This window comes from Pseudomonas sp. MWU16-30316 (genome assembly GCF_020515645.1).
GTDB classification, from domain to species: domain Bacteria; phylum Pseudomonadota; class Gammaproteobacteria; order Pseudomonadales; family Pseudomonadaceae; genus Aquipseudomonas; species Aquipseudomonas cerasi.
Genome location: NZ_JAIZAZ010000004.1, coordinates 276128 through 297849, shown reverse-complemented (window position 1 = coordinate 297849; position 21722 = coordinate 276128). Strand labels below are relative to the sequence as shown.

21 protein-coding genes, 1 tRNA gene and 1 pseudogene are annotated in these 21722 nt (G+C 54.7%); 15 read left to right on the top strand and 8 right to left on the bottom strand.

The window, feature by feature from the left end:
• Positions 1 to 2: 2 nt before the first annotated feature.
• Complete coding sequence (locus tag LCH65_RS16070) at positions 3 to 1271, bottom strand: FAD-dependent monooxygenase (RefSeq protein ID WP_226439659.1); 1269 nt, start codon at positions 1269 to 1271, stop codon at positions 3 to 5.
• A gap of 156 nt (positions 1272 to 1427) precedes the next feature.
• Between LCH65_RS16070 and LCH65_RS16065 the strand changes: the two genes are divergently transcribed.
• The 4 genes from LCH65_RS16065 (at position 1428) to LCH65_RS16050 (ending at position 6070) form a co-directional block, all read left to right on the top strand.
• A tRNA-Arg gene (locus tag LCH65_RS16065) sits at positions 1428 to 1504 on the top strand.
• Between the two features lie 1710 nt (positions 1505 to 3214).
• On the top strand, positions 3215 to 4108 hold the full coding sequence (locus tag LCH65_RS16060; RefSeq protein WP_223272503.1) for a sce7726 family protein: 894 nt from the start codon (positions 3215 to 3217) through the stop codon (positions 4106 to 4108).
• Between the two features lies 1 nt (position 4109).
• Positions 4110 to 5045 (top strand): sce7725 family protein, encoded by a 936-nt coding sequence (locus LCH65_RS16055; protein WP_128774504.1) that lies wholly within the window; start codon positions 4110 to 4112, stop codon positions 5043 to 5045.
• 5 nt (positions 5046 to 5050) lie between these two features.
• Positions 5051 to 6070 (top strand): RES family NAD+ phosphorylase, encoded by a 1020-nt coding sequence (locus tag LCH65_RS16050; protein ID WP_128774505.1) that lies wholly within the window; start codon positions 5051 to 5053, stop codon positions 6068 to 6070.
• Positions 6071 to 6517: 447 nt separating this feature from the next.
• Here the strand turns inward: LCH65_RS16050 and LCH65_RS16045 are convergent, their stop codons facing one another.
• From LCH65_RS16045 to LCH65_RS16030, 4 genes are all read right to left on the bottom strand, one after another.
• Entirely contained in the window at positions 6518 to 7399 is an 882-nt protein-coding gene (locus LCH65_RS16045) for a Kiwa anti-phage protein KwaB-like domain-containing protein (RefSeq protein WP_128774506.1), read from the bottom strand.
• A 3-nt stretch (positions 7400 to 7402) separates the two neighbouring features.
• On the bottom strand, positions 7403 to 7912 hold the full coding sequence (locus tag LCH65_RS16040; RefSeq protein ID WP_122302377.1) for a hypothetical protein: 510 nt from the start codon (positions 7910 to 7912) through the stop codon (positions 7403 to 7405).
• 356 nt (positions 7913 to 8268) lie between these two features.
• Positions 8269 to 8712, bottom strand: coding sequence for a hypothetical protein (locus LCH65_RS16035; protein WP_128774507.1), 444 nt, complete (start codon positions 8710 to 8712; stop codon positions 8269 to 8271).
• 430 nt (positions 8713 to 9142) lie between these two features.
• Entirely contained in the window at positions 9143 to 9769 is a 627-nt protein-coding gene (locus LCH65_RS16030) for a TetR/AcrR family transcriptional regulator (RefSeq protein WP_226439615.1), read from the bottom strand.
• A gap of 112 nt (positions 9770 to 9881) precedes the next feature.
• On the opposite strand from LCH65_RS16030, the gene LCH65_RS16025 reads away from it, so the two are divergent.
• From LCH65_RS16025 to LCH65_RS15985, 8 genes are all read left to right on the top strand, one after another.
• Positions 9882 to 10802, top strand: a complete 921-nt coding sequence (locus LCH65_RS16025; RefSeq protein ID WP_151341938.1) for an NmrA family NAD(P)-binding protein — start codon at positions 9882 to 9884, stop codon at positions 10800 to 10802.
• A complete protein-coding gene (locus LCH65_RS16020) occupies positions 10799 to 11953 on the top strand; it encodes an epoxide hydrolase (RefSeq protein WP_122266074.1) in 1155 nt (384 codons plus the stop codon). Before LCH65_RS16025 ends, LCH65_RS16020 begins: the two co-directional genes overlap by 4 nt.
• Before the next feature lie 196 nt (positions 11954 to 12149).
• Positions 12150 to 12485, top strand: a complete 336-nt coding sequence (locus tag LCH65_RS16015) for a hypothetical protein (RefSeq protein WP_016566852.1) — start codon at positions 12150 to 12152, stop codon at positions 12483 to 12485.
• A gap of 157 nt (positions 12486 to 12642) precedes the next feature.
• Positions 12643 to 13407 carry a hypothetical protein gene (locus LCH65_RS16010; protein WP_151341937.1) on the top strand — a complete coding sequence of 255 codons (765 nt, stop codon included), beginning with the start codon at positions 12643 to 12645 and terminating at the stop codon, positions 13405 to 13407.
• A 58-nt stretch (positions 13408 to 13465) separates the two neighbouring features.
• Positions 13466 to 14236, top strand: a complete 771-nt coding sequence (locus tag LCH65_RS16005; RefSeq protein WP_072365241.1) for an SDR family NAD(P)-dependent oxidoreductase — start codon at positions 13466 to 13468, stop codon at positions 14234 to 14236.
• Between the two features lie 176 nt (positions 14237 to 14412).
• Entirely contained in the window at positions 14413 to 15960 is a 1548-nt protein-coding gene (locus LCH65_RS26290; protein ID WP_054082325.1) for a M10 family metallopeptidase C-terminal domain-containing protein, read from the top strand.
• A gap of 442 nt (positions 15961 to 16402) precedes the next feature.
• The gene (locus tag LCH65_RS15990; RefSeq protein ID WP_003435103.1) at positions 16403 to 16768 is read left to right on the top strand and encodes a histone-like nucleoid-structuring protein, MvaT/MvaU family; all 366 of its coding nucleotides are present in this window, start codon (positions 16403 to 16405) and stop codon (positions 16766 to 16768) included.
• Between the two features lie 159 nt (positions 16769 to 16927).
• A complete protein-coding gene (locus tag LCH65_RS15985; RefSeq protein WP_002555839.1) occupies positions 16928 to 17227 on the top strand; it encodes a hypothetical protein in 300 nt (99 codons plus the stop codon).
• 148 nt (positions 17228 to 17375) lie between these two features.
• Here LCH65_RS15985 and LCH65_RS15980 read toward each other — a convergent pair whose 3' ends face one another.
• The gene (locus tag LCH65_RS15980; RefSeq protein WP_151342115.1) at positions 17376 to 18263 is read right to left on the bottom strand and encodes an SDR family oxidoreductase; all 888 of its coding nucleotides are present in this window, start codon (positions 18261 to 18263) and stop codon (positions 17376 to 17378) included.
• Between the two features lie 97 nt (positions 18264 to 18360).
• Here LCH65_RS15980 and LCH65_RS15975 point away from each other — a divergent pair, with 97 nt between their 5' ends.
• The 3 genes and pseudogenes from LCH65_RS15975 to LCH65_RS15965 all read left to right on the top strand — a co-directional run.
• Entirely contained in the window at positions 18361 to 19182 is an 822-nt protein-coding gene (locus LCH65_RS15975) for a helix-turn-helix transcriptional regulator (RefSeq protein ID WP_074809236.1), read from the top strand.
• Between the two features lie 283 nt (positions 19183 to 19465).
• Positions 19466 to 20140, top strand: coding sequence for an HAD family hydrolase (locus tag LCH65_RS15970; protein ID WP_003435091.1), 675 nt, complete (start codon positions 19466 to 19468; stop codon positions 20138 to 20140).
• Between the two features lie 9 nt (positions 20141 to 20149).
• Positions 20150 to 20323: pseudogene (locus LCH65_RS15965) on the top strand (DUF4411 domain-containing protein); the annotation flags it as partial.
• Here the strand turns inward: LCH65_RS15965 and LCH65_RS15960 are convergent.
• Together LCH65_RS15960 and LCH65_RS15955 are read right to left on the bottom strand one after the other, a co-directional pair.
• Positions 20242 to 20496 carry a hypothetical protein gene (locus LCH65_RS15960; RefSeq protein ID WP_003367627.1) on the bottom strand — a complete coding sequence of 85 codons (255 nt, stop codon included), beginning with the start codon at positions 20494 to 20496 and terminating at the stop codon, positions 20242 to 20244. The pseudogene LCH65_RS15965 and the gene LCH65_RS15960 overlap by 82 nt on opposite strands.
• 83 nt (positions 20497 to 20579) lie before the next feature.
• On the bottom strand, positions 20580 to 21050 hold the full coding sequence (locus LCH65_RS15955) for an Lrp/AsnC family transcriptional regulator (RefSeq protein WP_002555835.1): 471 nt from the start codon (positions 21048 to 21050) through the stop codon (positions 20580 to 20582).
• Positions 21051 to 21722 lie beyond the last annotated feature (672 nt).

Here is a 21722-nt window from a genome sequence, read left to right as displayed (position 1 = left end):
CGCTATCGATAATCCGGAAGCGTGAAAGACTGCACCGCCGGGGTCAGCGCCCTGGCAGCACGTTTGCTGATAAAGGGCGTTGCCACCAGCCGCTGCACGGCGCGCAGGATCTTCACCCCGGTCTGACTGCGAGGATGGACCAGACGCGGAACAAGTTTCGGCACGCTCTGCGACTTTTTCACCACAGGGCGCAGGACATATTCGTACGCGGCAAGCGCCTCGGCAATGGTGTCGGTCTTGGTGAGTTCGCCCGCCAGCACATACGCGCCAATCAGCGCCAGCGAAGCGCCGACCCCACCCAGCGGCGTGACACACCATGCTGCATCGCCCAGCAGTACCACCGGGCCATTCGACCAGCGATCGATCTTCACCTGACGCAAGTCATCGAACCAGAAATCCTCCGCCGCCTCCATCCCCTCCAGCAGACGAGGCACCTCCCATCCCGCGCCTGCAAACGACGCCCGGAGAAACGCCTTCTGCTCGGCAACACTGTTGCCTACCGCAAGGTGGCTTCGGCCATGCACATTAAAGAAAGCACGCGTCGTACCTCGATTATCCGGACGAACGCCCGCACTGCGACCGCCCACCGCGTTATACCAGCGCGCGGTCTGGCTATCGGTCGGTGCCCGAGGCACGGTAAAGAACGCGCTGGCCAAGTCCATCCGGCGCGGCTGGTTCTCGCCGGGGAACACCAGCTCCCGCGTGCGCGAGCCGACACCTTCAGCAATGATCAACAGATCAAAACGCTCCTGGCCACCGCCCTCGAACGTGACCGACACGCCCTCCGCATCGTGCTCGACCGAGACAATACGATCACCAAAGCGATAGAACGCATCAGCAGACGACGCCTCATACAGCAGACGCGCAAGGTCACCGCGCAACACCTCAAGCTCAGCCGTCGGACCATCGCCCTCCAGACCGGCCAGATCGATGCGCGCCGCCGTGCGGTTGTCCTCATCGACCCACGCAAGCCCCGTCTCGCCGGTATTGAGCTCCTTCACCGCCTGCTCAAGCCCCATCAAACGCAGAACCTGCCGAGCCGCGCCCCGCACATCCACATTCTGCCCGCCATCGCGAAAGGCAGGCGCCTGCTCGACAACCGTGACATCGCAATCGCGCTGCGTCAGCCACCAGGCCGCGGCACACCCCGCGATACTGGCCCCGGTAATAAGAACGCGGCACGGGCTGCGCTCGATGCTTTTGAACTGATTGATAAGAGGCCCTCGGTGAGAACGAACTGACGGAGTGGTATGGGGAGCATCATGCACCACCACGCAGCCGTGCCGAAAGCGCAGGTCTGTCCCTTTGTGGGCGGTAATGGGTGTGGGCTGATGAAAGGCTGTCGCGGGGCGCGCTGGGTGATTTGTGTCGCACACCGCCCGCAACTGGACGCCCCGTACCCATGTGAGTATCATGGCGCCCGCGTCGCACCAGTAGCTCAGCTGGATAGAGTACTGCCCTCCGAAGGCAGGGGTCGTGGGTTCGAATCCCGCCTGGTGCGCCATGTTCTTTTCCCTTGTGTTCACGAGGGTTGTCGCTACTGTCAGATACTAGTCCTAGTCCTGAAAGTCGTTTTTGCCATAAATCCCTCACTCTCAAGCGTGGCGGGAGTGGTTGAAATGGCGACAATCCGGAATTGCGACCCAGCCGTTAGTAAAGGACAGTGGGAAGCGCAAATTCGCCGTAAGGGCTATCCAGCCCAGCGCAAAATCTTTGAAACCAAACCCGATGCCAAGCCTGGGCAAGCATGATCGAAAGCGAAATCGACCGGGACGCTGCCAGAAGCTGCGCCAATGATTTTCCGCTGGATGAGTCGCCAACCAGATGAGTGCCCCCACCGTTGACGGTGGCGTTCCGCGCTTCGCTATCGCTAAGCTCTGCCGTCCTTACGAGACCGAGCTGGTTACTATGAGGTGTAGCTCGATAAGCGACTGTACCTCTTCAACGCGTCTGCCCTGCTAGAGGCAGCCTCCAGCTTCGGCAGGGAGAGGATCGTGCGCGCTATGGTCGGCATAGAGGCACTAGTCAAGTTTGATCAGTAAGCCAGCGGCAAGCGATGGATGAAAAAGTAGCGCACGCCGGGCGGTGGGAGTTCCCGTTTCTAAGTAATTGACCCCGACCTGCTGGAAAGTGAAGGGGAAAGTCAATGAACTTGGTCGCAAAACACTATCTGCCAAGCGCATTTCTCAGCGGTAACACGGGAGCAGCGGAGGCGACCCAGCAATACCATGACATATGGCGTTCCCTGACAAGACTAGAGGGTGGGGACAAGGGGACGCAGCTCTGATTAATAAAAAAACTTCCTGCCTTACTTGTTCCCGGTAAAAAACGCGGGGAACAACTAACGCCTCTGAGAAGCCCGATTTTTGGGTGTTGATCCCGCATTTCCGACGATTCTGAATTCAGTCGTGTGAACAAAGAGGGCATAAGCTTTTTCCATTGACAGACCTAAAGTCAATTTATCTACGCAACTAATGGTTCGATATAATACAGGTTCTCTTTGTATCTCAATAAGCTACTCCCTATTAATAGTTTCCGTGTTTACAAAAATAAATGACACTCTAGTTAACGTAAAACCTAGGACTGCTCAGGGTTTCGAATGGACAGGCTCGATCCTGTGGATTCTCACCTCGCCACAAAGTATGGCTAGTCGCAACTACGAATGCTTTGAATTTTCTACGCTCCTATTTAGGCGGATTGAGGAAAGACAAACGCTATATATATTAGTACCGCCCACCGAGTCTCACACGACGAACCGATTCGGCAAATACTGGAAGGGGACTGGCTCCGTGAGTGATCCTTTTTGATAGACGCATCTGATGGGTAGCTGTTGGCCGATAGGCGTAGGCGGAGAAAGTCAGGCTCCATTTCGTCACTGGGTCGCAAATTCTGCTTAGGACTGTACCTTGCCAGGCAGTGCCATCATCTCAACTGCATCCCGCTAGACAGTCCCCGATCCACTGTATCCGGAACAGTCTTCACCCGGCGCACGCCGTTGTCCCCCCAGCACACCTGGGGGATGACAACGACCGCCCTGATATCTGGGTTTCCAGACGGGGCTTGGCAACTCTCCACTGGGCTTGAAGGTGACAAATCACGCGACTAGGATCAGGCGATCTGTCAGAATCCGCGCAATCGTCACGCCCACCAATCCGAACCAAAAGAAGCATTACAAAAACTGCGGGAATAGAGATTTGACCTCATGAGTTTGGAAATGAAAGTTCTCGACGGTAGTCAGCAGTCAGCGGTTGCCAGACTGTTTTCGGCCACAGTTATCCGAGAGCTTGCTCAAAAAGGCAAGTCTCCATTGTTTTCGAGACTCATCAAAGATTCATTGGTTGTCAGTGAAGAAAACCTAGCATCTCCCGTAAGTTCGATTTTCGAAAGCGCATTTAATCTCCTACGAAAACGAGATTACAGGCACGAATATGCATACAAGGCAGCAATTACAAATAAACTTCTTTTAGGGCGTCACTCCTTAAAGACTGCCTCATTGATCACTGAGTTTCGTGTTGGGAAGTGCAAAGCGGACATCGCCATATTTAATGGGACATCCACGGCTTACGAAATAAAGTCGGAGCGTGACAAATTAGGCCGACTGCAAGGCCAAGTTGAAACCTACAAGCAGTTTTTTTCAAAAGTCTATGTGATAACTGGGGAAAATCATCTAGATGAAATAGTTTCAACAACCAGAGCAGACGTGGGTGTACTTCTCTTAAACAAGAGATTTGGAATTTCAACAATCCGAGAAGCTCACGAATCTCCGGAGCAAGTGTCTCCGGAGATAATATTTGATTCTATCCAGATACGTGAGTCGTTGGAGATTCTCAGACTTTTTGGTATTACTCCACCAGACGTAGCTAATACAGAAATTAGATCTACGATCCGTGAGATTTTTAAGGGCTTAGATCCTGCGACCACGCACGATACCATGGTCAAAGTTCTTAGGAAATCACGAAACTCCTTACCGCTGTCAGGAATACTGCCACAGCTACCTGTCTCATTACAGGCCGCAATCCTCTCAACGCCATTGAAGTTACGAGAACAAACGACGCTGCTGGACGCGTTAAACACATCAATCAGGGAGGCCCTTCAGTGGGCGAGATAGTATGTATTATCCATATTTTCGCGGCAAACAGTTTGACCTGCTTACAATCAAAGAGTCGGCAGATATTTTGGCAAAAAGTGGCACCGTCTCAATAATTGAGCCGGTGCGAGAGTCGCTGAGTGGTCTAAAGCGGACAATCGAAGCTCTATCGGCGTCTGGTGCTGAAGCAGTTTTGATTGTTAACCCTTCTTATGGAGACCATACTGAAAGCTCTAACGCAATCCAAGCGTTTGTGACCGAAGAAATTAAAGCCCACAAAAATGTCTCAGTAGGTGTTCTTCTTACAGATCAGGCCGATACTGCGGAAGTACTGAAGATTTGTAAAACTTACCCCAACCATATCCTATATTTTATTCACTTTGGATTTACCGAGCCGAAGACCTTAGCTGAGGTTACCCAAAACTGGAACCGTAGAATATTGCACGTGTTTGCAGAAGAGTACTGCGGCAAGCTTTATCAAAAACATTTCAGCGACAAAACCCGGGTACTCCTACGTAACGGATTCAAGCGCCAGGCTAACAGGAAATATCCAGATGTAGAGCCGTTCTCGGACCTACACGCCACCTACCAGGATGAGGGTGTAGATGGCTTTGGAGATTTCTTAATCGTAGGCGACGAATACTCTGAGTCCGGGGGCCCTGCTTATGCAGTTGCAATTCACTTGACGTTCATAGACCCCGAGATGGATGATGCAATGTACATCTATCACTTTAAATCTGATAGACAAGATACGCCTACCGATCCAGCTGGCAAATTCTACGAAGCACTGACTAAACTGATCGCAAAGATAGAAGAACCCGAGTCTAAGATTCTGAGAACTTCGGCTGTTAAAGAGTTTATTGATCTTTACAAGAGAAAGCATTTTCCGGGCTTAGGATATATCAAGAAACTATCAATGAAACATCATATTGAAGTTATAGCTGATTTTCTCGGATAAATATCATGAGAAAATGCTGCCCGAACTGCTTCGGCGATAGCCACCTGGACGCCGTAATTTTTCAGATTGCTCAAACTCACGGTGAATGCTCATTTTGCAAATCTAACAATCTACCTCTGGTGGAGCCTGTTCAACTCAGAGAATACTTTGAGCTTCTAACTGGTATCTACACAGTGGCAAATGAGGGGGCTACGCTGGGCGAATGGTTCAAAAGTGATTGGGGGATGTTCGGTAGTCTTGACTTAGCAAATACAAAAGACCTACTTGCAGACGTATTTCAGGACGGCAATATGCCGCGCATGACTTTCACGCCGTCGAGCAAGTGCTTCTCCCAAAACCTCGACAACTGGGAAAATCTTCGTAAAGAATTAATGGAAGAAAATAGATTCTTTCCGAAAGAGACCATTAGTTTCGACAGAATTACTTACCTAGTGTCACAGCTGATTTATAAAGGCCCTCTTCCTAAAGAGTGGTATAGGGCGAGAATTCAAGAATCAGAAGTGCCCTACCCGCTCGATAAAATGGGCCCACCTCCCAAAGACAAAGCAACCCATGGCCGTGCGAACCCTGTCGGAATTCCATACTTGTATGTTGCGTCAAATATTCTAACTTCGGTTACAGAAATTCGCCCTCATACTGGCGAGTTTGTGACAGTAGCAGAATTCAAAATCGTCGATGACGTTAAGCTGGCAGACTTAAGAAGCCCTCGAAGTTTAATTACGCCGTTCATCTGCACTGATGCTGAAGAGATTGCGGCACTCAGAGGAGATATCGAGTTTCTAGTTCGGCTAGGTGAGGAATTGACCCGGCCGGTGTTACCAAGATCTGCTGCGGTTGACTATATACCTAGCCAATACCTGTGCGAACTTATTAAAAAAGGTGGGTTTGACGGTGTGATTTATCGGAGTTCGGTAGGCGATGAAATTAATCTAGCGCTCTTCTATCCGACCAAGGCCGAAGGCGTCAGATTTATGCCGTATAAAGTCCAACACGTCTCCGTAGACGCGAAGCCAGTGGAGGAGTAGGCAGTCGAGCTGGGGCAAGGGAGTCAGCTCAAAGCGGTGAAGATCGATCGTTACCATCATTCTCCGTCCGACTCACCCAGTCATCGAAACGGCTCGTTTTGTGTATCCCAGCACTTATGTCCATATTCAATAAATGTCAAATGTAGTGAAAGCCAACTATACCAGGTAACACAACTCGTTGATCTTCCAGCTATTCCCGCTAGCATATTGATTCTAAATATCTACTTTTAGGACTTCGAAGGTAGGGGACGTAGGTTCGAATCCCCATGATGCACCACGTAACTTTTTCAGCTGTCTTAGGTTTTCTCGAAGCACCCCGAGAATTCCGCATTGTGCAGTCTTTTTTATTTTGTCTAACTTTATAAAATTACTGAATGGTAATTCAGTGATGATGCGAACACATGGAAAACATGTCAAGGCAGCTTTCGTTGGCGTTTTTAGGCTATATCATGTTATACGCGAAACAACCCGTTTCGAGTTGCTAAGAAAATTAGTCTTAGATAAAGGTGACTTATAGTAATCTTCATCTAAAAATCTAAGCAGCTTTTTAAGGTCGGATTTGGCTTCAGGTAATAATAGTTTCTCACCATCTTCATTGGTCATAGTTTCAAATGGTATATTAAACTCTAATGCAATTGCTTTCATTTCGTTGATAGGGATACTCTGCAAAATACCGCTTTGTTGAATTAATGAAATTTTCCTTCGAACCCACGAGTCGGAAACCTCAAGAATCCCTGCAGGGTTAGCTGAAAATATCATATCAGCAGCAATAAATTCTTTAACGTCATCATCAGTAGCTTCTTTGTAATACTCGCTCAAATCGAATATTTGTCGTGCGGAATGAAAGCTAAAGAACCTAAGGCGACCCTCCTCTAATATTGCAGTTAGCTTATGATCAACGGTCAAACCTATACCCTCGATCTTCTTATAAACATTTGCAGAATGAAAGATCGACAGTCCATTTGTAGAAATAATCTTTCGGCGATCAAAACTCTGTAGCAATATCTTTAAGTTCCCTTGGTCATTGTATCCTGTGAATAAGGCCTTAATTTGACCGAAGAACTCCTCGGACGGCTCCACCTCATCGAGTGCCAGTGGATTGTTAATTGCGGAGGCTAAATCATCTATATCATCATAGTTGCTTATACACAGAACCTCACCTGGATCCGGTTTATATTTTCCATCAAAATCAACTTCCTGATCGGCCTCATCAAAGGCGCGCTCCTGTGCTTTCATATATGCAGTCAGATCTGACTGAACCTGACTCGATAGGTTGAAACGAACGATTCTTTTAGCTGGATTACTGGTAAGCGCAAAAAGGTTTAACATTTACTACTCCATTAGCATTCCACTAGTTACTTTCTTAACCGACGTTATTTGTTTTGGTGAATTAATCTGTCTTGGTGTTAGAAGCATGTACACCATGCCATCTTCAGATTCGATCTTGTAGAACCGATACTTGCATAAATAGAGCACGGGATGAGACGGTATATTTGAGATCACCCAAGCCACAAAGAAAATCACTGTGACAAGAAGTAAAATCACTTCAAATTCTACCTCAACTGCTTTCATCGCAATTGGAGAAAGATAGCTGGCGACAAAAACCAATAAAAAGTAGTCAGCCGACTCGACTTTTTTCGCCTTGAAGATCATGGCCTCTGTCTGACTTTTTATGCACATCACTATCAAGATCGGTAAAACTGTACCGAGCAAAGCGATGGTTATTAGCTGTATAGACAGTGTGTCTAGCTTGTCAGTTGAAAAAAACCTCACGCCAGCGACAACTATTAACGTCGGGGAGAATGCAGAAACAAACAGAATCGTTTTCAGCCAGTTTTTCATAACGCCACCGAACAAGGGCATAAGGATTTGGATAGTAGAGGAATGCTCAGCTTTTAGTTTTTAGGCTTCGTAATTGCTTTTGACCACATTATGATGACGCTACATTGCTAAGCTGCGTTGTCCTTTGGACAAATAGGTAGGCAAATCAGGACGGGGAAACCACAGGTCTCAAGCCCTCCGCCATCTAGACATGCTTCGCTTTAATAAGTCCGCGATTCGGTGTAGATGAGTTAGAATCAAGCCCTCCTCGATCTGCTAAGGGCTCGACAAAACTATATATCAGAATATAGTCACGGCTATTATATCAGCGAATAGTTTCATCAGATTGCAGGAGTTACATAAGTATCAATTTTGCGTTACTTGATAGGCGGAGCTTGGACATAAACGATCTGCTTATCTCTTCCCACCAATAATCCGATGATAAGAAAAATCACTCCTAGAAAAAAGCCAACAAATCCTAAAAAGCCACTGACCAGTGTGCCACCAATGGCCGCACCCGCTTTTTCGGCGCCAGAATGAGCACCACTAAGATTTGTAGCAATGTGGCTGCCTGTAAAAATTATGCCGGACAGAGGGAGCATGAATGCAGCTATGCCAGACATCACTAGCAGCCGGCGCCACGCCTTGCCAGCTGTTGGAGCGTAGATCGCAATGACGAGCGCTACGACCCAAACCACAAAGAAAACGATAGCCCCTCTGGCACCACTGGTCTCCGGCGACGCTGCGCCAGCGATTCCAACAACCATTGAAACCAAAATGGCGAGAATCAAACCGCCGACTATCCCTGCTAGAATTTTCAAAACCAATTCCCTTTGTGATGCGGAGCACTAAATATGTCCGAGCACGCTGTATAGCAGCAAATCGCCAGCTCCGCTAGCGAGTCACCGCAGAGAAAACTCAAAATGTGGGGTAAGCACCTTTGGTCGTGTCCGCCGACCTGTATTGCAAGCTCGGGAAAATCGCTGCGGGCCTCATAAACAGAGCATTCAATCATCGGGTCCTACCCCCGTCTGGTGCTCTTCTTTCTGCCTTATTTCGCAACTGTTGCCGCCACTGCCAAAAATCCATCTTGGTCCCGACCATGCATTGCCACTTTTAGCGTGATGATATTGGTCAATGTGGCCCCATCAGCAATCGCGGCTCAGCTATTAGTAAAGGTCAGTAGCAAGCCTCATGGATCAAAGCCCCCCACTAGGGTTTCACAGTTCAGGCCTATTGCCTCACAAGCCCTCACCCCAACAACCCAGCAGCCCCAACCATCCTCACCCCCCATTCCACCCGCTCCGGAATACCCTGAATCAACACCCCCCGATCCTCCCCCAACAGCGCTCTAAGCTGATGGGGAGCAAACACCAGATCAATGAATTGACGGGCCAGTGCATCAGGGGCCGTGGGCTGGTCCGGGCCTGCCAAAATCGCCGAACGTACTCTCATGAAACCGCCTTCCCACCCGATTCGATTCACTTCAGCCGCCAGCAGCGGAGTGCGGTTAGAGGTGGCGATCACCAGGCGCATCATGGCCAGGGTATCGGCTTGCAATGCGTGTTCGAGGATGCCGTGGCCCACGTGCCGCAGGCGGCCTTCGAGTGGGAGCGCGGGAGTTGTTTCGGCGGGCCCCAGCAAGGTCGCTACGTGGCGTCGCACCACGGCTTCGAACAGCGCTTCCTTGTTGGCGTAACGGGCATAGAGGGTGGCTTTGCTTGCACCTGCGGCGCGGGCGATGTCTTCGCATGAGGTACCTTCGAAACCGCAGGCCAGAAAGCGTTGCAGGGCGGCATCCAGCAATCGACGCTCGGCCTCGCCCGCCTGGTCTTGCCTGGGCCTGCCGCCTTTGGATTTGGTCTTGATCGCTGTCATGGCCGGCAACTTACAGCCCGCTTGTTTGTTCGTCAACTAAACGGTAACGTTCAGTTAAATGGAAGCAGGTGAACGCCGTTTCTACCTATTCATAACGACCAAGGAAGCGCTTGTGAATGACGTGACTGCTTTACCCATTGTGGTTGCTGGCGCTACGGGAGATCTGGGCCACCGCGTCGTGCGGGCCTTGGCAGAGCGCGGTGCCCATGTCATAGCGCTGGTTCGGCCGGGCACTGAACCAGCCCGGCTGAATGGCCTGCGCAACAGCAGCACGACGATCACGCCTGTTTCACTGGATGACGCCCAGGGCCTGCGCCGTGCTATTGCCGGCTCGTGTTGTGTGGTGTCTACGCTCAACGGCCTGGAAGAGGTGATCATCGAGCAGCAGGGCAGGCTGTTGGAGGCTGCGGTGGCGGCTGGCGTGCCCAGGTTCATTCCCTCGGATTATTCGCTCGACTACACCCGTACCCGGCCTGGTGATAACCGCAACCTGGACCTTCGCCGGCGCTTCGTCACTCAGCTTGATGCGGCCGACATCAGCGTGACCTCGATCCTTAACGGTGGCTTTCTGGAACTGCTCGAAGGCGACGCACCTATCGTGCTGCCCGGACGGCGGGTGCTGCATTTCGGTGATGCACAACAGTCGCTGGACTTCACGGCCAAGGACGACGTAGCCGCCTTCACCGCCGATGCCGCGCTGGATTCACACACGCCGCGCTTTCTGCGCATTGCCGGTAACAGTCTGTCGCCTGCGCAGATCGCCAGCCTCCTCACCGAGCTGACCGGGCAGCGTTACTGCACCCTGCGCCCCGGCAATATCGGCACGCTGTCCACCCTTATCGGCGTGGTGCGTGCGCTCACGCCGGCCAGTGACAAGCCGTTCCCGGCCTGGCAGGGCATGCAATACCTGCGCGACATGATGAGCGGGCGCGGCAAGCTGCTCAATCTGGATAACGACCGCTATGGCCAACGTGAATGGGCATCCGTGCGTGACACGCTGGCCCGTACCCATGTGCAAGGGAGCAACCAATGACCTACCTTATCGAGCCTTTTCCTCTTCAAGTCCCCCAGTCGCAACTCGACGATCTGGCTCAGCGCCTTGCGCAAACCCGCTGGCCTGACCCCGAAACCGTGTCCGACAACAGTCAGGGACCACGGCTCGAGCGTCTGCGTGCGTTGGTCGAGCGCTGGCGTAATGGCTATGACTGGCGGGCCACCGAAGCCCAACTCAATCAGTGGAACAGCAGCCGAGTCGAGATCGACGGCCTTGGTATTCACTTTCTGCACATCCGCTCGCCTCATCGTGACGCCTTGCCCTTGCTGATGACCCACGGTTGGCCGGGCTCGATTCTTGAGTTCAGGAAGATGATCGGGCCACTCACCGACCCTGTTGCACACGGTGGGCAGGCCAGCGATGCGTTCCATTTGGTGATCCCGGCGCTACCGGGCTTTGGTTTCAGTGATAAGCCGCGTTCTACAGGCTGGGGCGTGGGCAAAACGGCGGCGGCCTGGGCACAGTTGATGGACCGTTTGGGCTATGGCCAGCGCTGGGCCGCTCAGGGTGGGGATTGGGGCGCGGCCGTGACCACCGCCCTTGGGCACATGCGCCCGCCTGGCCTGATCGGCATTCACCTGAACATGGTCATGTACCAACCCACCGAGGCGGAAATCGCCCAGGCCACGCCTGAAGAACAGCGCATGTTGGCCGACGCGCAGCGCTACGACCGAGAGCTTTCCGGTTACATGAAAGTGCACAGCACCCGGCCGCAGTCAGTAGTATTCGCCCTGGCGGATTCGCCCGTTGGCCTGGCGGCGTGGGTGTATGCACTGTTTCAGGATGCCTCCGACAGCGGCGGCGAGCCTGAGCGGGTAATCGAGCTCGATGCGCTGATCGACGACATCATGCTGTACTGGCTGCCCAATGCCGGCCCCAGCTCGGTGCGTTTCTATTGGGAAGGTATGCGCGAAATGCAACAGCAAGGCCCTGCCCCCGCGATGCCGATCCCTGCCGGCGTAAGCATGTTCCCGGGCGAGCTGCTGCGCTTGTCACGGCGCTGGGCGCAGGCGCGTTTTGACGACCTGCGGTTCTTCGCGGAAGCCGAGCACGGCGGCCACTTCGCGGCCATGGAAAACCCGAAAACGCTCACCGAGCATGTGCGTGAGACCTTCCGCCTGCTGCGTTAATACTTTTGCAGGTGTGCTGAATATCTTGGAGGTGGAGCGCCCCGCTACAACCGGAAACAGTCACTCTCGGAGTTGGCGGATGCTCGGTCGTGAGCGCGCTGTGAGGCAATTTCAAAAAATTACCTCAAGCATGAACCCTGCGAGTAAAGTACCGCCGCCCGAGACGTGGATCCGGGTTTTCCCATGGAGTTTCACCTTGAAGTCAGTTAGTAAAGTTGTCGCCGCAGCAGTATGTGGTCTGGTTCTGGCGGGTTGCACCGGCACCCCTATGAAAACCCCGCAATACGACAGCAGCCAATACACCGTCGTCGGTCACAGTGAAGCAAGCGCCACCGGCCTGATGCTGTTCGGTCTGATCCCGATTCGTCAGAACGACCGTTTCGTTCGTGCGCAGAACAGCGCCATTCAGGCCAAGGGTGGCGATGCGCTGATCAATACCCAAGTGCAGGAGAAGTGGTTCTGGGCCTGGGTCCTGAACGGCTACACCACTACCGTTTCTGGTGACGTGATCAAGCTGAAAACCGCTAAATAAGCACTGCCCGTTTTCAGAAAGCCCGGTTCGCCGGGCTTTTCTGTTTCTGGCGATTGGCGGATGCGCTGTCGAGCGATGGAGTAAGCGCTGACATGCATCGTTACCCACCGCCAAAAGGTTTTGCATTCAGCCCACTTTCGGATGTGAAGTTTTCTGCATGACGGCCTTCTACCTCAAGTTACTCATCACCCCCGCGCTGATGCTGGCTATTTCATTAGCGGCAAAGCGCTGGGGTACCGGCGTGGCAGGGCTGCTTTCCGGCCTGCCGATGACCTCGGCGCTGGTCATGCTGTTTCTCAGCCTTGAGCAAGGCACCCAGTTCGCCTCGATGGCGGTGCCCGGCGCACTGGCCGGACTGGCGGCGATTCAGGCGACTTACCTGTTTTATTTCCTGGTCACTCGACGCGTTTCAGCGTTGACGGGATGCATCCTGGCTCTCGCGGTGTATGGCGCGACGGCCTTTGTGGTGAACCTGTCGGGCTTACTGGCGCTGTCGATCATTGTCACGCTGCTGATGGTTGCGCTGATCATCGTTGCTACCTCGAAACAGACACCGCCGGACGTAGCGTCATACGTGGCGCTGCCGCGCTGGGTCATCCCGATGCGAATGCTGACCGCCACCCTTCTGCTACTGGCGATCACCGCAAGCGCTACCTGGCTCGGGCCGGTGGTCAGTGGGCTGCTGGCGCCGATCCCGGTGATCGCCTGGCCGCTTGCCGTGTTTGTCCATGTGCAAGGCGGGCGTTATGAACTGGCGGCAATAGTCCGCGGCAATGCCATTGGCGCTGTGGGGGTGGTGAGTTTCTACCTGACCCTCAGGTACTCCATAGTGCAATGGGGCGCGCTTCTGTCTATCGCAGCTGCCGTTTTGCTGGCTGTCGTGGTGACGGCTGGGTTGGCGCGGTTGTTGGCGAAGCGGTAGGGCTATAGTTGCCCCAGAGAAGTCAAAAACACTTCAACCATGCTCCTCAAGGTGCCTTATGAGTTTGATACCCGAACTGAACAGCGAGGCCAACGTGCTGATATGCGGAGCCAGCCGAGGTATTGGCTTGGCAATGTGCGCGGCGTTGCTTGCTCGCGATGATGTGGCTCAGGTATGGGCGGTCGCGCGACAAGCCAGCACTTCCACAGAGCTGGCAACGCTTGCAGAGCAATATGGCCAACGCATCAAACGCGTCGACTGCGACGCGCGCAATGAACAATCCCTCGAAGCGCTCGTGAGCGAGACGCTTGATGGATGCGAGCATCTGCACCTCGTCATCAGTACGCTAGGCATTCTTCATCAGGACGGCGCAAAAGCAGAAAAGGGCCTGGCACAACTGACACTTGCGAGCCTGCAAGCGAGTTTCGCGACAAACACCTTTGCTCCGATCCTGCTGCTCAAACACCTACTCCCACTACTGCGCAAACAACCTTCTACCTTCGCGGCGCTCTCCGCGAGGGTTGGCTCTATTGGCGATAACCGGCTGGGTGGCTGGTACAGCTACAGAGCCAGCAAAGCGGCGCTCAACCAGTTGCTGCACACGGCCAGTATCGAATTGAAACGCCTTAACCCGGCCTCTACCGTCCTGGCAATACACCCAGGCACGACTGACACGGAGCTGTCTCAGCCATTCCAGGCGAACGTGCCCGAAGGCCAACTGTTCGAACCAGCTTTCTCGGCGGATCGCATCATTGAGGTGGTAGGCGCACATGGACCGGCCGACAGCGGGACCTTCTGGGCCTGGGACGACAAGCCTATTGTTTGGTGACTTGTTTCACTTGTGAGAATGAGGTCGCTATCCGTCCTCACTAACGGGCTGTTTTGGTCGGAAAGCCCCCGCCGCTTATAACCCCTTCGTCGGATAAGGCCCATTGCTATCAACGAGACGGCATTACTGGCGTCATACCCCACCCCAGTGGACCAACTGCAAGTAAGGAGCACGGCATGACCCAGGTATTCAACATCAAGGACGCCACCAATCCTACGGCGCTTGGGAATTTGCAGGTCAAAAGCGCCAGTAGCCAGGTCAGCAATAACCCGATTGAACTCATCGTGCAGGGCACTCCTGGCAACGACTACATACGTGGTGGGCTGGCCAATGAACTGCTGATGGGTGGGGGCGGCAACGACCAGCTAGTCAGCGGGGGTGGCAACGATGTGATGGTCTCCAGTGCCGGATACGACGGTATGGACGGCGGCGCCGGTAATGATGTATTCCGCTTCGACCGCATCGGCGACAGCTATATCAATGGCGGAGGCGAGCACACCGATTCCATCAGCCATTTTGACCCCGCCCACGATACCCTCGACGTGTCGGCCTTGGGCTATAGCCATTTAGGCGATGGCTATGGCGATACCTTGCACATCCGTAGCGAGCCTCTGCGCGGCATTTACTTTTTGGAAAGCTACGAGCGAGACGGTAATGGTAAACATTTTGCCGTGCAGTTCCTGGCCAGTAGCGGCCTTGTTACCGATGCCAACTTCCAGCCGCTGATCAACGGCACTTCGCACAACGATCTGCTCGAAGGCACAGACGCCAGCGAATCCCTGAGGGCCGGCGCTGGCCGCGACAACGTCGAAGCGGGTGCGGGCAATGATCGGCTGTTCGGCGGCACCGGCGGCGACACTCTGAGCGGCGGCGCGGGTGCCGACAGCTTCGTGTATACCCGGCTCAGCGACAGTTACCGCAACGATGCCAGTGGCAGCTACAGCAGCCGCGACCTGATCACCGACTTCAGTGGCAACGGCCATGACATGATCGACGTGTCCGCCTTGGGCTTCACCGGGCTGGGTAACGGCTACAACGGTACGCTGAAGGTGGTCCTCAACCTGGCCGGCGATGCCACCGCGCTTAAATCATTAGAGGCCGATGCCAACGGTAACCGCTTTGAAATTCTGCTCAGTGGCAACCATGTCAATGAGCTCAACGCCAGCACTGTGCTGTTCGCCCCGCCCAGTGATGCGACGGTTGTGACCACTCCGCAGCCGATCACCTCGGTGAGTCTGGTAGGCGGTGACAAGTCCGACACCCTTTATGGTTACTGGGGCAACGATACCCTCGTCGGCGGTGCCGGAAACGACACCCTCGAGGGTAACGCCGGTGACGATGTGCTTACCGGTGGGGTGGGCGCGGACAAGCTCACCGGCGGCACAGGCAACGACCGTTTCGTGTTCACTAGCAGCGCCGACAGCCATGCGGGCAGCAGCGACCTGATCACTGATTTCATCTGGGGCCAGGACAAGCTCGACGTCGCTGCGCTCGGCGTGACCGGTTTTGGCAACGGCCGCGACGGCACCTTGAGCATGACCTACGATGAAAACACCGACCGTACCTACCTGCGCAGTAGCGAGCCAGGCGCCGATGGGCATGCGTTCCAGGTCACGCTAGCAGGGTTCGACTACACGCGAGAGCTCACCAACGCCGACCTGGTGGTTGCCGATACGGCAGACGTGACGCTCGTGGGTCAAACCGCCGTCGACCTCGCGAGCTGATATCACCTGAACAGCTAGCGTGTGGGCTCCCCTTCCCACATTTAGTTGCCTGGACGCCTACAAGGCAGGAACAGTGAGCGGTATTGATGCTCACTGCTCCTGCATTTTCAACGCGACCAGGCTTGGTTCGCTGTCAAAGCGCTCGCCTTCCGCTCTTGCTTTTCGCTGGCGCGCATTCAATAGATGGAGTCGCCGTTTTATTGCGTCAGGAAATAGACCAATCAAAACTTTCCACTGGCTTGCAGAACAGATGGGCAAAAACCGCTGTTAATTCTGTGCGCGAAAAACCGCATTTTTGAAAATAACCGGAAGCTCGGGCAATCCGGCTTATGGTGTTACTCCCACGTATTGAAAGCCAACCAACCTGCAGAAAATAGGCTGAACTTGTAACGGGCGCTATCTCTCTCAATAACTACGCACACCTGTTTATAAGGAAAACACCATGTCCAAACTCGCAGAATACCGCCAGCTGGAAAAGCACCTCGCCGAGCAACTCCAGGCACTGGAGACGATGAAGGGCGACCAGGGGCTCAAGAAGGAAATCGAGTTCGAAACCAAGCTGCGCAAGCTGCTTGAGCACTATGGCTTCAGCCTGAAGCACATCATCAATCTGCTGGACCCACAGACCTCGGCTCGCGGACAGACCGCTGAAAAGCCTGCGGGCAAGCGTAAGCCGCGCGAACTCAAGGTTTATAAACATCCGAAAACCGGTGAAGTGATCGAGACCAAGGGTGGAAATCACAAGGTCTTGAAGGAGTGGAAAGCGGAGCATGGTGCCGATGTTGTTGAGGGCTGGCTGAAGAAATAAAGCTTTGCCGCGTGCAACTACCGATTGATCGATCTTGATCCTTGCGTCGACTCATTACCGTTGGCGCGGTGGAATAGCCGACGCCGGGAACGATCCGCGGCGGCTATTCGTCAGACCTGTATCGGCTCACTGAAAAGGTACAGCACAATGGACAAGGCAATGGAAAAGACGATCACCGTGGACCAACTGGCTAAAACTGACCTCAGATCAGTTAAAGAGATATGGCTTGGTGATACCCATACTCAGCTATGTCTGTGGCGTGGCGAACAAGTCGTCACACACGACATGCTCAGCGAGGGTACCCACGATCAGAACAATAGTCGCCTGCACTTGCAACTGGTCAACCCTGACGACCGGGCTGCAGTGGCCAGCGTCGAGGCGCTCGTTCGTGAGCGGCTGGAAAGGATGGGCAGCAAGGGTGAGTTTTATCCCGCTGAGAATGCGGATACTCACCAGTAATCTCGCTGATTACACGCGATTCTGTAGGGTCCTTGGACTGCGTTGCCAGACTGTAGATGTGTGACGCAGAGCGTCACGAACTGCATGCCAACGCAGAGCATTGGCACGATGATCATCTGCAATTGCAGAGTTGTTCCGCCTGCAAACACTACCCCTTCAAACAACTTCCCAAATCCTCAATCAAACCTGGCCCCTTGGGCTGCCAGTCCAAGCGTTCGCGTGTCTTGTGGCTCAGGCTGCTCATGTCCTTGGTCGCGAATGTCGACAGCCAGCCAAAGTGTGCGGCAGCTTCATGGGCGGGCAAGGCCAGCGTGGGCAGGCCGAGGTGTTCTCCGATGGTTTCGGCAATCAGGCGGAAGGTGATGCCTGATTCGGCAGTCGCGTGATAACGAGCCCCCGGCTGATGTTTCTCCAGAGCGAGGCGATACAGGCGCGCCGTGTCTTCAAGGTGCGCTGCGGACCACTGATTAAGACCTTGGTCGATATAGGCCGAGCAGCCTTTCTCCTTGGCCTGTTTGATGACTTCGCTGACCAAGCCCTGTTTGACCGGGTTATGAATTTGCGAGAGGCGCATGACGACTATGTTGACGCCACGTTGCAACAGCGCCTGCCCGGCGAGTTCCGATGCGACGCGAGGGTTGGGATGGGCTGGGTCGAAGTGGTCCTCGTCTGCGGCCTGCCCGGGTGCTGAAGAGCCCATCGCCGTGCTGGAGGTGATCACCAGCGGGCGCGCAGAGCCTGCCAGGGCAGAACCCAATGCGTCGATAACGCGAGCGTCGTGCTGGCAGTTGGCGACGAAGTGCGCGAAGTTGTGATCAAACGCCGTGTGAATCACCGCGTCGCACTTCTCCACGCCACACTGAAGGCTGGACAGGTCTTCGATATCACCGCGATGCGGATCGGCTCCCATGGCAAGTAGAGCTCGATCCCCGGCTTCCGAACGTGTCAGCCCCACTACCTGATGGCCTGCGTTGATCAGTTCCCAAGTGACGTGAGTGCCAATAAAGCCTGTGGCGCCGGTTATAAATACGCGCATAGTCAAATCTCTCTTTGCTGAAGTCGGCAGAGTGCGCGTAACGTTTATCCCGTAAAAGACGTGACGTTATCAGGGTATAAAAACCAACAGGATCATCATGGCCAACCCGCTGGGAACGTATTTGAAGGACTGTCGGGCGCGTCTGGACCCCGCGAGTCTGGGGCTTTCTACTACGCGTCGACGCACGCCAGGCTTGCGTCGAGAAGAAGTTGCCCAGCGCGCCAATATCAGCGCAACGTGGTACACGTGGCTGGAACAAGGTCGCGGTGGCGCGCCGTCGGCTCAGGTTCTGGACCGGATCGCGCAAAGTCTCCTGATGACCGAGCCGGAGCGGCAACACTTGTTCATGCTCGCTTTTGGTCATCTGCCCGAAGTGGTCTACAGCGCACCCGAGGGCGTATCGCCACGCTTGCAGCGTATTCTGGATACGCTCGCGTTCAGCCCGGCTTTTATCAAGACCGCCACTTGGGATGTTCTGGCCTGGAACAACGCTGCTGCCGCCGTATTTACTGACTACAGCCTGCTGCCCGTAGAGCAGCGCAACATCCTGCGCCTGATGTTTTGCAATGCTGGCACGCGTGCAAAGCAGGACGATTGGCAGGCCGTCGCGCGCTTCATAGTCGCCGCATTCAGGGCCGACGCGACCCGTGCCGGAGCCGCCTCGGAACTCCATGAACTCGCTGACGAACTCTGCACCCTCAGCGCTGATTTCGCTGCGTTGTGGCGCGACAACGATGTGCGTTTACAGGGCGAAGGTACCAAGCGCCTGAGGCATCCGGTTCATGGGCTGATTGAGCTGGAGTATTCGGGTTTCGCAGTGGATGGCCGGCCGGATCTGTCGATGATTGTTTATAACCCGGTTACCCATGAGGACGCAGCGCGGGTTCAGGCGCTGGTGGAGGGTTACGTACAGCGTTAACGCGGCTGGAGAGTCTTCAAACCGACTGGAAAGCCATCAGGCTTTTCTGCTACCAGGTCGCCCTCCCGCCCGAAAGATCGAACCGCCATTCCATCACGTACTCGAAAGTGTGTGACCAAAAAAAACCAGCCCTTTCCCTCCATCTGGCAATGCCGTATTCGAAGCCCCGGTACAGCCCTCGCTTCATTCATGATCGCCGCATTCCGACACCGCCGAACAGGTGTCGACCACAACGCCCCGAACCTCGCCAGATGGTCAATCCGCATTCAAAAAGAGTAACCCTATGAGACCCCAAACCTCCTTCATCTTCGACCTGGACGGCACGCTGACCGACAGCGTTTATCAAAACGTTGCCGCCTGGAAAGAAGCACTGGACGCAGAAGAAATCCCGCTTGCGATGTGGCGTATTCACCGCAAGATCGGCATGAGCGGCGGACTGATGTTGAAATCACTGTCGCGTGAAACCGGCTTGAACATCAGCGAAGAACAAGCCGAACGGCTCAGCGAGAAACATGCTCAGGCTTACGAGCGGCTGCAAGGACAGATCATCGCATTGCCCGGCGCCGTCGAGTTGCTGGAGACGCTCGACAAGGAAAACCTCAAGTGGTGCATCGCCACCAGCGGCGGGATCGATACGGCGACGATCAACCTGAAAGCGCTGAAACTGGACATCAAAAAGATCAACATCGTTACGCGCGATGACGTGAGCTATGGCAAGCCTGACCCCGACCTGTTTCTGGCGGCTGCAAAGAAGATAAACGCTCCGATTGACGAGTGTCTGGTGATAGGGGACGCGATCTGGGACATGCTGGCGGCACGTCGCTGCAAGGCAACCGGCGTCGGTCTGCTGTCGGGTGGCTATGACATAGGCGAGCTTGAGCGTGCTGGCGCGTTAAGGGTTTATGAGGACCCGCTGGATCTGCTGAATCATCTGGACGAGATTGCTTCTCGGCCTTGAGTCGGCGTATTCATCATCCCCAACCTCTGTGAACAGCTCAACGTCCCTTATATGAACACGTTTGAGCTGTTACATCACCTTAGCGCCATATTTGTGCTCCCTCAGCCCGGCGAAACACCACCACCCTCATCCGCGACGATATCCGGGTCATCCGAATACACTTCCGGCTCGTCATCTTCGTAAGCCTCGTCGCCTTCCGTGCGTTTCTTGACCTCGTCGCCGCGTTCCGAGCCGACACCGGGTCTGTTCGCATTCATGGCGAGGACCGGGTCTGCTTCACGGTCGTACTGGCCGAGTTGCGGGCTGGCGGGGTCTTCTTTGGGCACGCTGTTTGTGAGTATGTGATCGGTTGTCATGTCAGCCACCTTTTTCGTTTGCCAAAGAAAGTGGACGTGGCATCGGGCTGAGGGTTCGATTCAATCGATGAGCGTGGCGGTGCTCAGCCGCCAAACGATGCGTATTGCAAGGGCAGGCCGGTGGTGAATTTGATCTGCTCCATGGCGAAGCTGGAGCTTACGTCGCTGATCCCGGGGATGCTGATCAGTTGTTTGTACACCGCGTCGTACCCTGCGATGTCGGCTACGACGATGCGCAGCATGTAGTCGGTGTCGCCTGCCATGCGGTAGCACTCGACTACTTCAGGCAGCTCGCCGACGGCGGCGTGAAACTGTTCGAGCCAGGCGGCGTTGTGCTGGTTGGTGCGGATGGCGGCGAAGACGCTGACTGAGACGTTCAGCCGTTGCGGATTGAGCAGCGCGACCCGGCGGTCGATGATGCCGGCCTCTTCCAGCTTCTGGATACGTCGCCAGCACGCGGTACTGCCCAGGCCGATACGCTCGGCGATGTCCGCCACCGAACGGGTGCAGTCGGTTTGCAGGATGTCGAGGATTGCCCGGTCGAATTTGTCCACTAGCGGTTTCCTGCGTTAGTCGCTTTACACTGATCGTTCCTCACGCTCCGCGTGGGAATGCCTGTCGTGACGCTCTGCGCCACCCAACGGTGCAGCCCCTTGCATCCTCGGATTGGACGCGGAGCGTCCAGAACTGCATTCCCACGCGGAGCGTGAGAAACGATGGGGGTCTGGCTGCGATTCTGCGCCTGAAGCAGCATGACTATCGTGCCAATGCTCCGCGTTGGCATGCATTTCGTGACGCTCTGCGTCACCCAACGGTACAGCCCCTTGCATCCTCGGATTGGACGCGGAGCGTCCAGAACTGCATTCCCACGCGGAGCGTGAGGAACGATGGTATCTGGCTACGATCTGCGCCTCACGCAGCATGACTATCGTGCCAATGCTCCGCGTTGGCATGCATTTCGTGACGCTCTGCGTCACCCAACGGTGCAGCCCCTTGCATCCTCGGATTGGACGCGGAGCGTCCAGAACTGCATTCCCACGCGGAGCGTGAGGAACGATGGTGTCTGGCTGCGATTCTGCGCCTGAAGCAGCATGACTATCGTGCCAATGCTCCGCGTTGGCATGCATTTCGTGACGCTCTGCGTCACCCAACGGTGCAGCCCCTTGCATCCTCGGATTGGACGCGGAGCGTCCAGAACTGCATTCCCACGTGGAGCGTGAGGAACG

Coding starts and splice junctions, on each gene's coding strand:
- LCH65_RS16050 (WP_128774505.1), top strand. CDS start 5,051: ATGAGAAAATGCTGCCCGAACTGCTTCGGCGATAGCCACCTGGACGCC.
- LCH65_RS16010 (WP_151341937.1), top strand. CDS start 12,643: ATGACGGCCTTCTACCTCAAGTTACTCATCACCCCCGCGCTGATGCTG.
- LCH65_RS16040 (WP_122302377.1), bottom strand. CDS start 7,912: ATGAAAAACTGGCTGAAAACGATTCTGTTTGTTTCTGCATTCTCCCCG.
- LCH65_RS16020 (WP_122266074.1), top strand. CDS start 10,799: ATGACCTACCTTATCGAGCCTTTTCCTCTTCAAGTCCCCCAGTCGCAA.
- LCH65_RS16060 (WP_223272503.1), top strand. CDS start 3,215: ATGAAAGTTCTCGACGGTAGTCAGCAGTCAGCGGTTGCCAGACTGTTT.
- LCH65_RS16055 (WP_128774504.1), top strand. CDS start 4,110: ATGTATTATCCATATTTTCGCGGCAAACAGTTTGACCTGCTTACAATC.
- LCH65_RS26290 (WP_054082325.1), top strand. CDS start 14,413: ATGACCCAGGTATTCAACATCAAGGACGCCACCAATCCTACGGCGCTT.
- LCH65_RS16030 (WP_226439615.1), bottom strand. CDS start 9,769: ATGACAGCGATCAAGACCAAATCCAAAGGCGGCAGGCCCAGGCAAGAC.
- LCH65_RS16005 (WP_072365241.1), top strand. CDS start 13,466: ATGAGTTTGATACCCGAACTGAACAGCGAGGCCAACGTGCTGATATGC.
- LCH65_RS15970 (WP_003435091.1), top strand. CDS start 19,466: ATGAGACCCCAAACCTCCTTCATCTTCGACCTGGACGGCACGCTGACC.
- LCH65_RS15980 (WP_151342115.1), bottom strand. CDS start 18,263: ATGCGCGTATTTATAACCGGCGCCACAGGCTTTATTGGCACTCACGTC.
- LCH65_RS15990 (WP_003435103.1), top strand. CDS start 16,403: ATGTCCAAACTCGCAGAATACCGCCAGCTGGAAAAGCACCTCGCCGAG.
- LCH65_RS15985 (WP_002555839.1), top strand. CDS start 16,928: ATGGAAAAGACGATCACCGTGGACCAACTGGCTAAAACTGACCTCAGA.
- LCH65_RS16045 (WP_128774506.1), bottom strand. CDS start 7,399: ATGTTAAACCTTTTTGCGCTTACCAGTAATCCAGCTAAAAGAATCGTT.
- LCH65_RS15960 (WP_003367627.1), bottom strand. CDS start 20,496: ATGACAACCGATCACATACTCACAAACAGCGTGCCCAAAGAAGACCCC.
- LCH65_RS15975 (WP_074809236.1), top strand. CDS start 18,361: ATGGCCAACCCGCTGGGAACGTATTTGAAGGACTGTCGGGCGCGTCTG.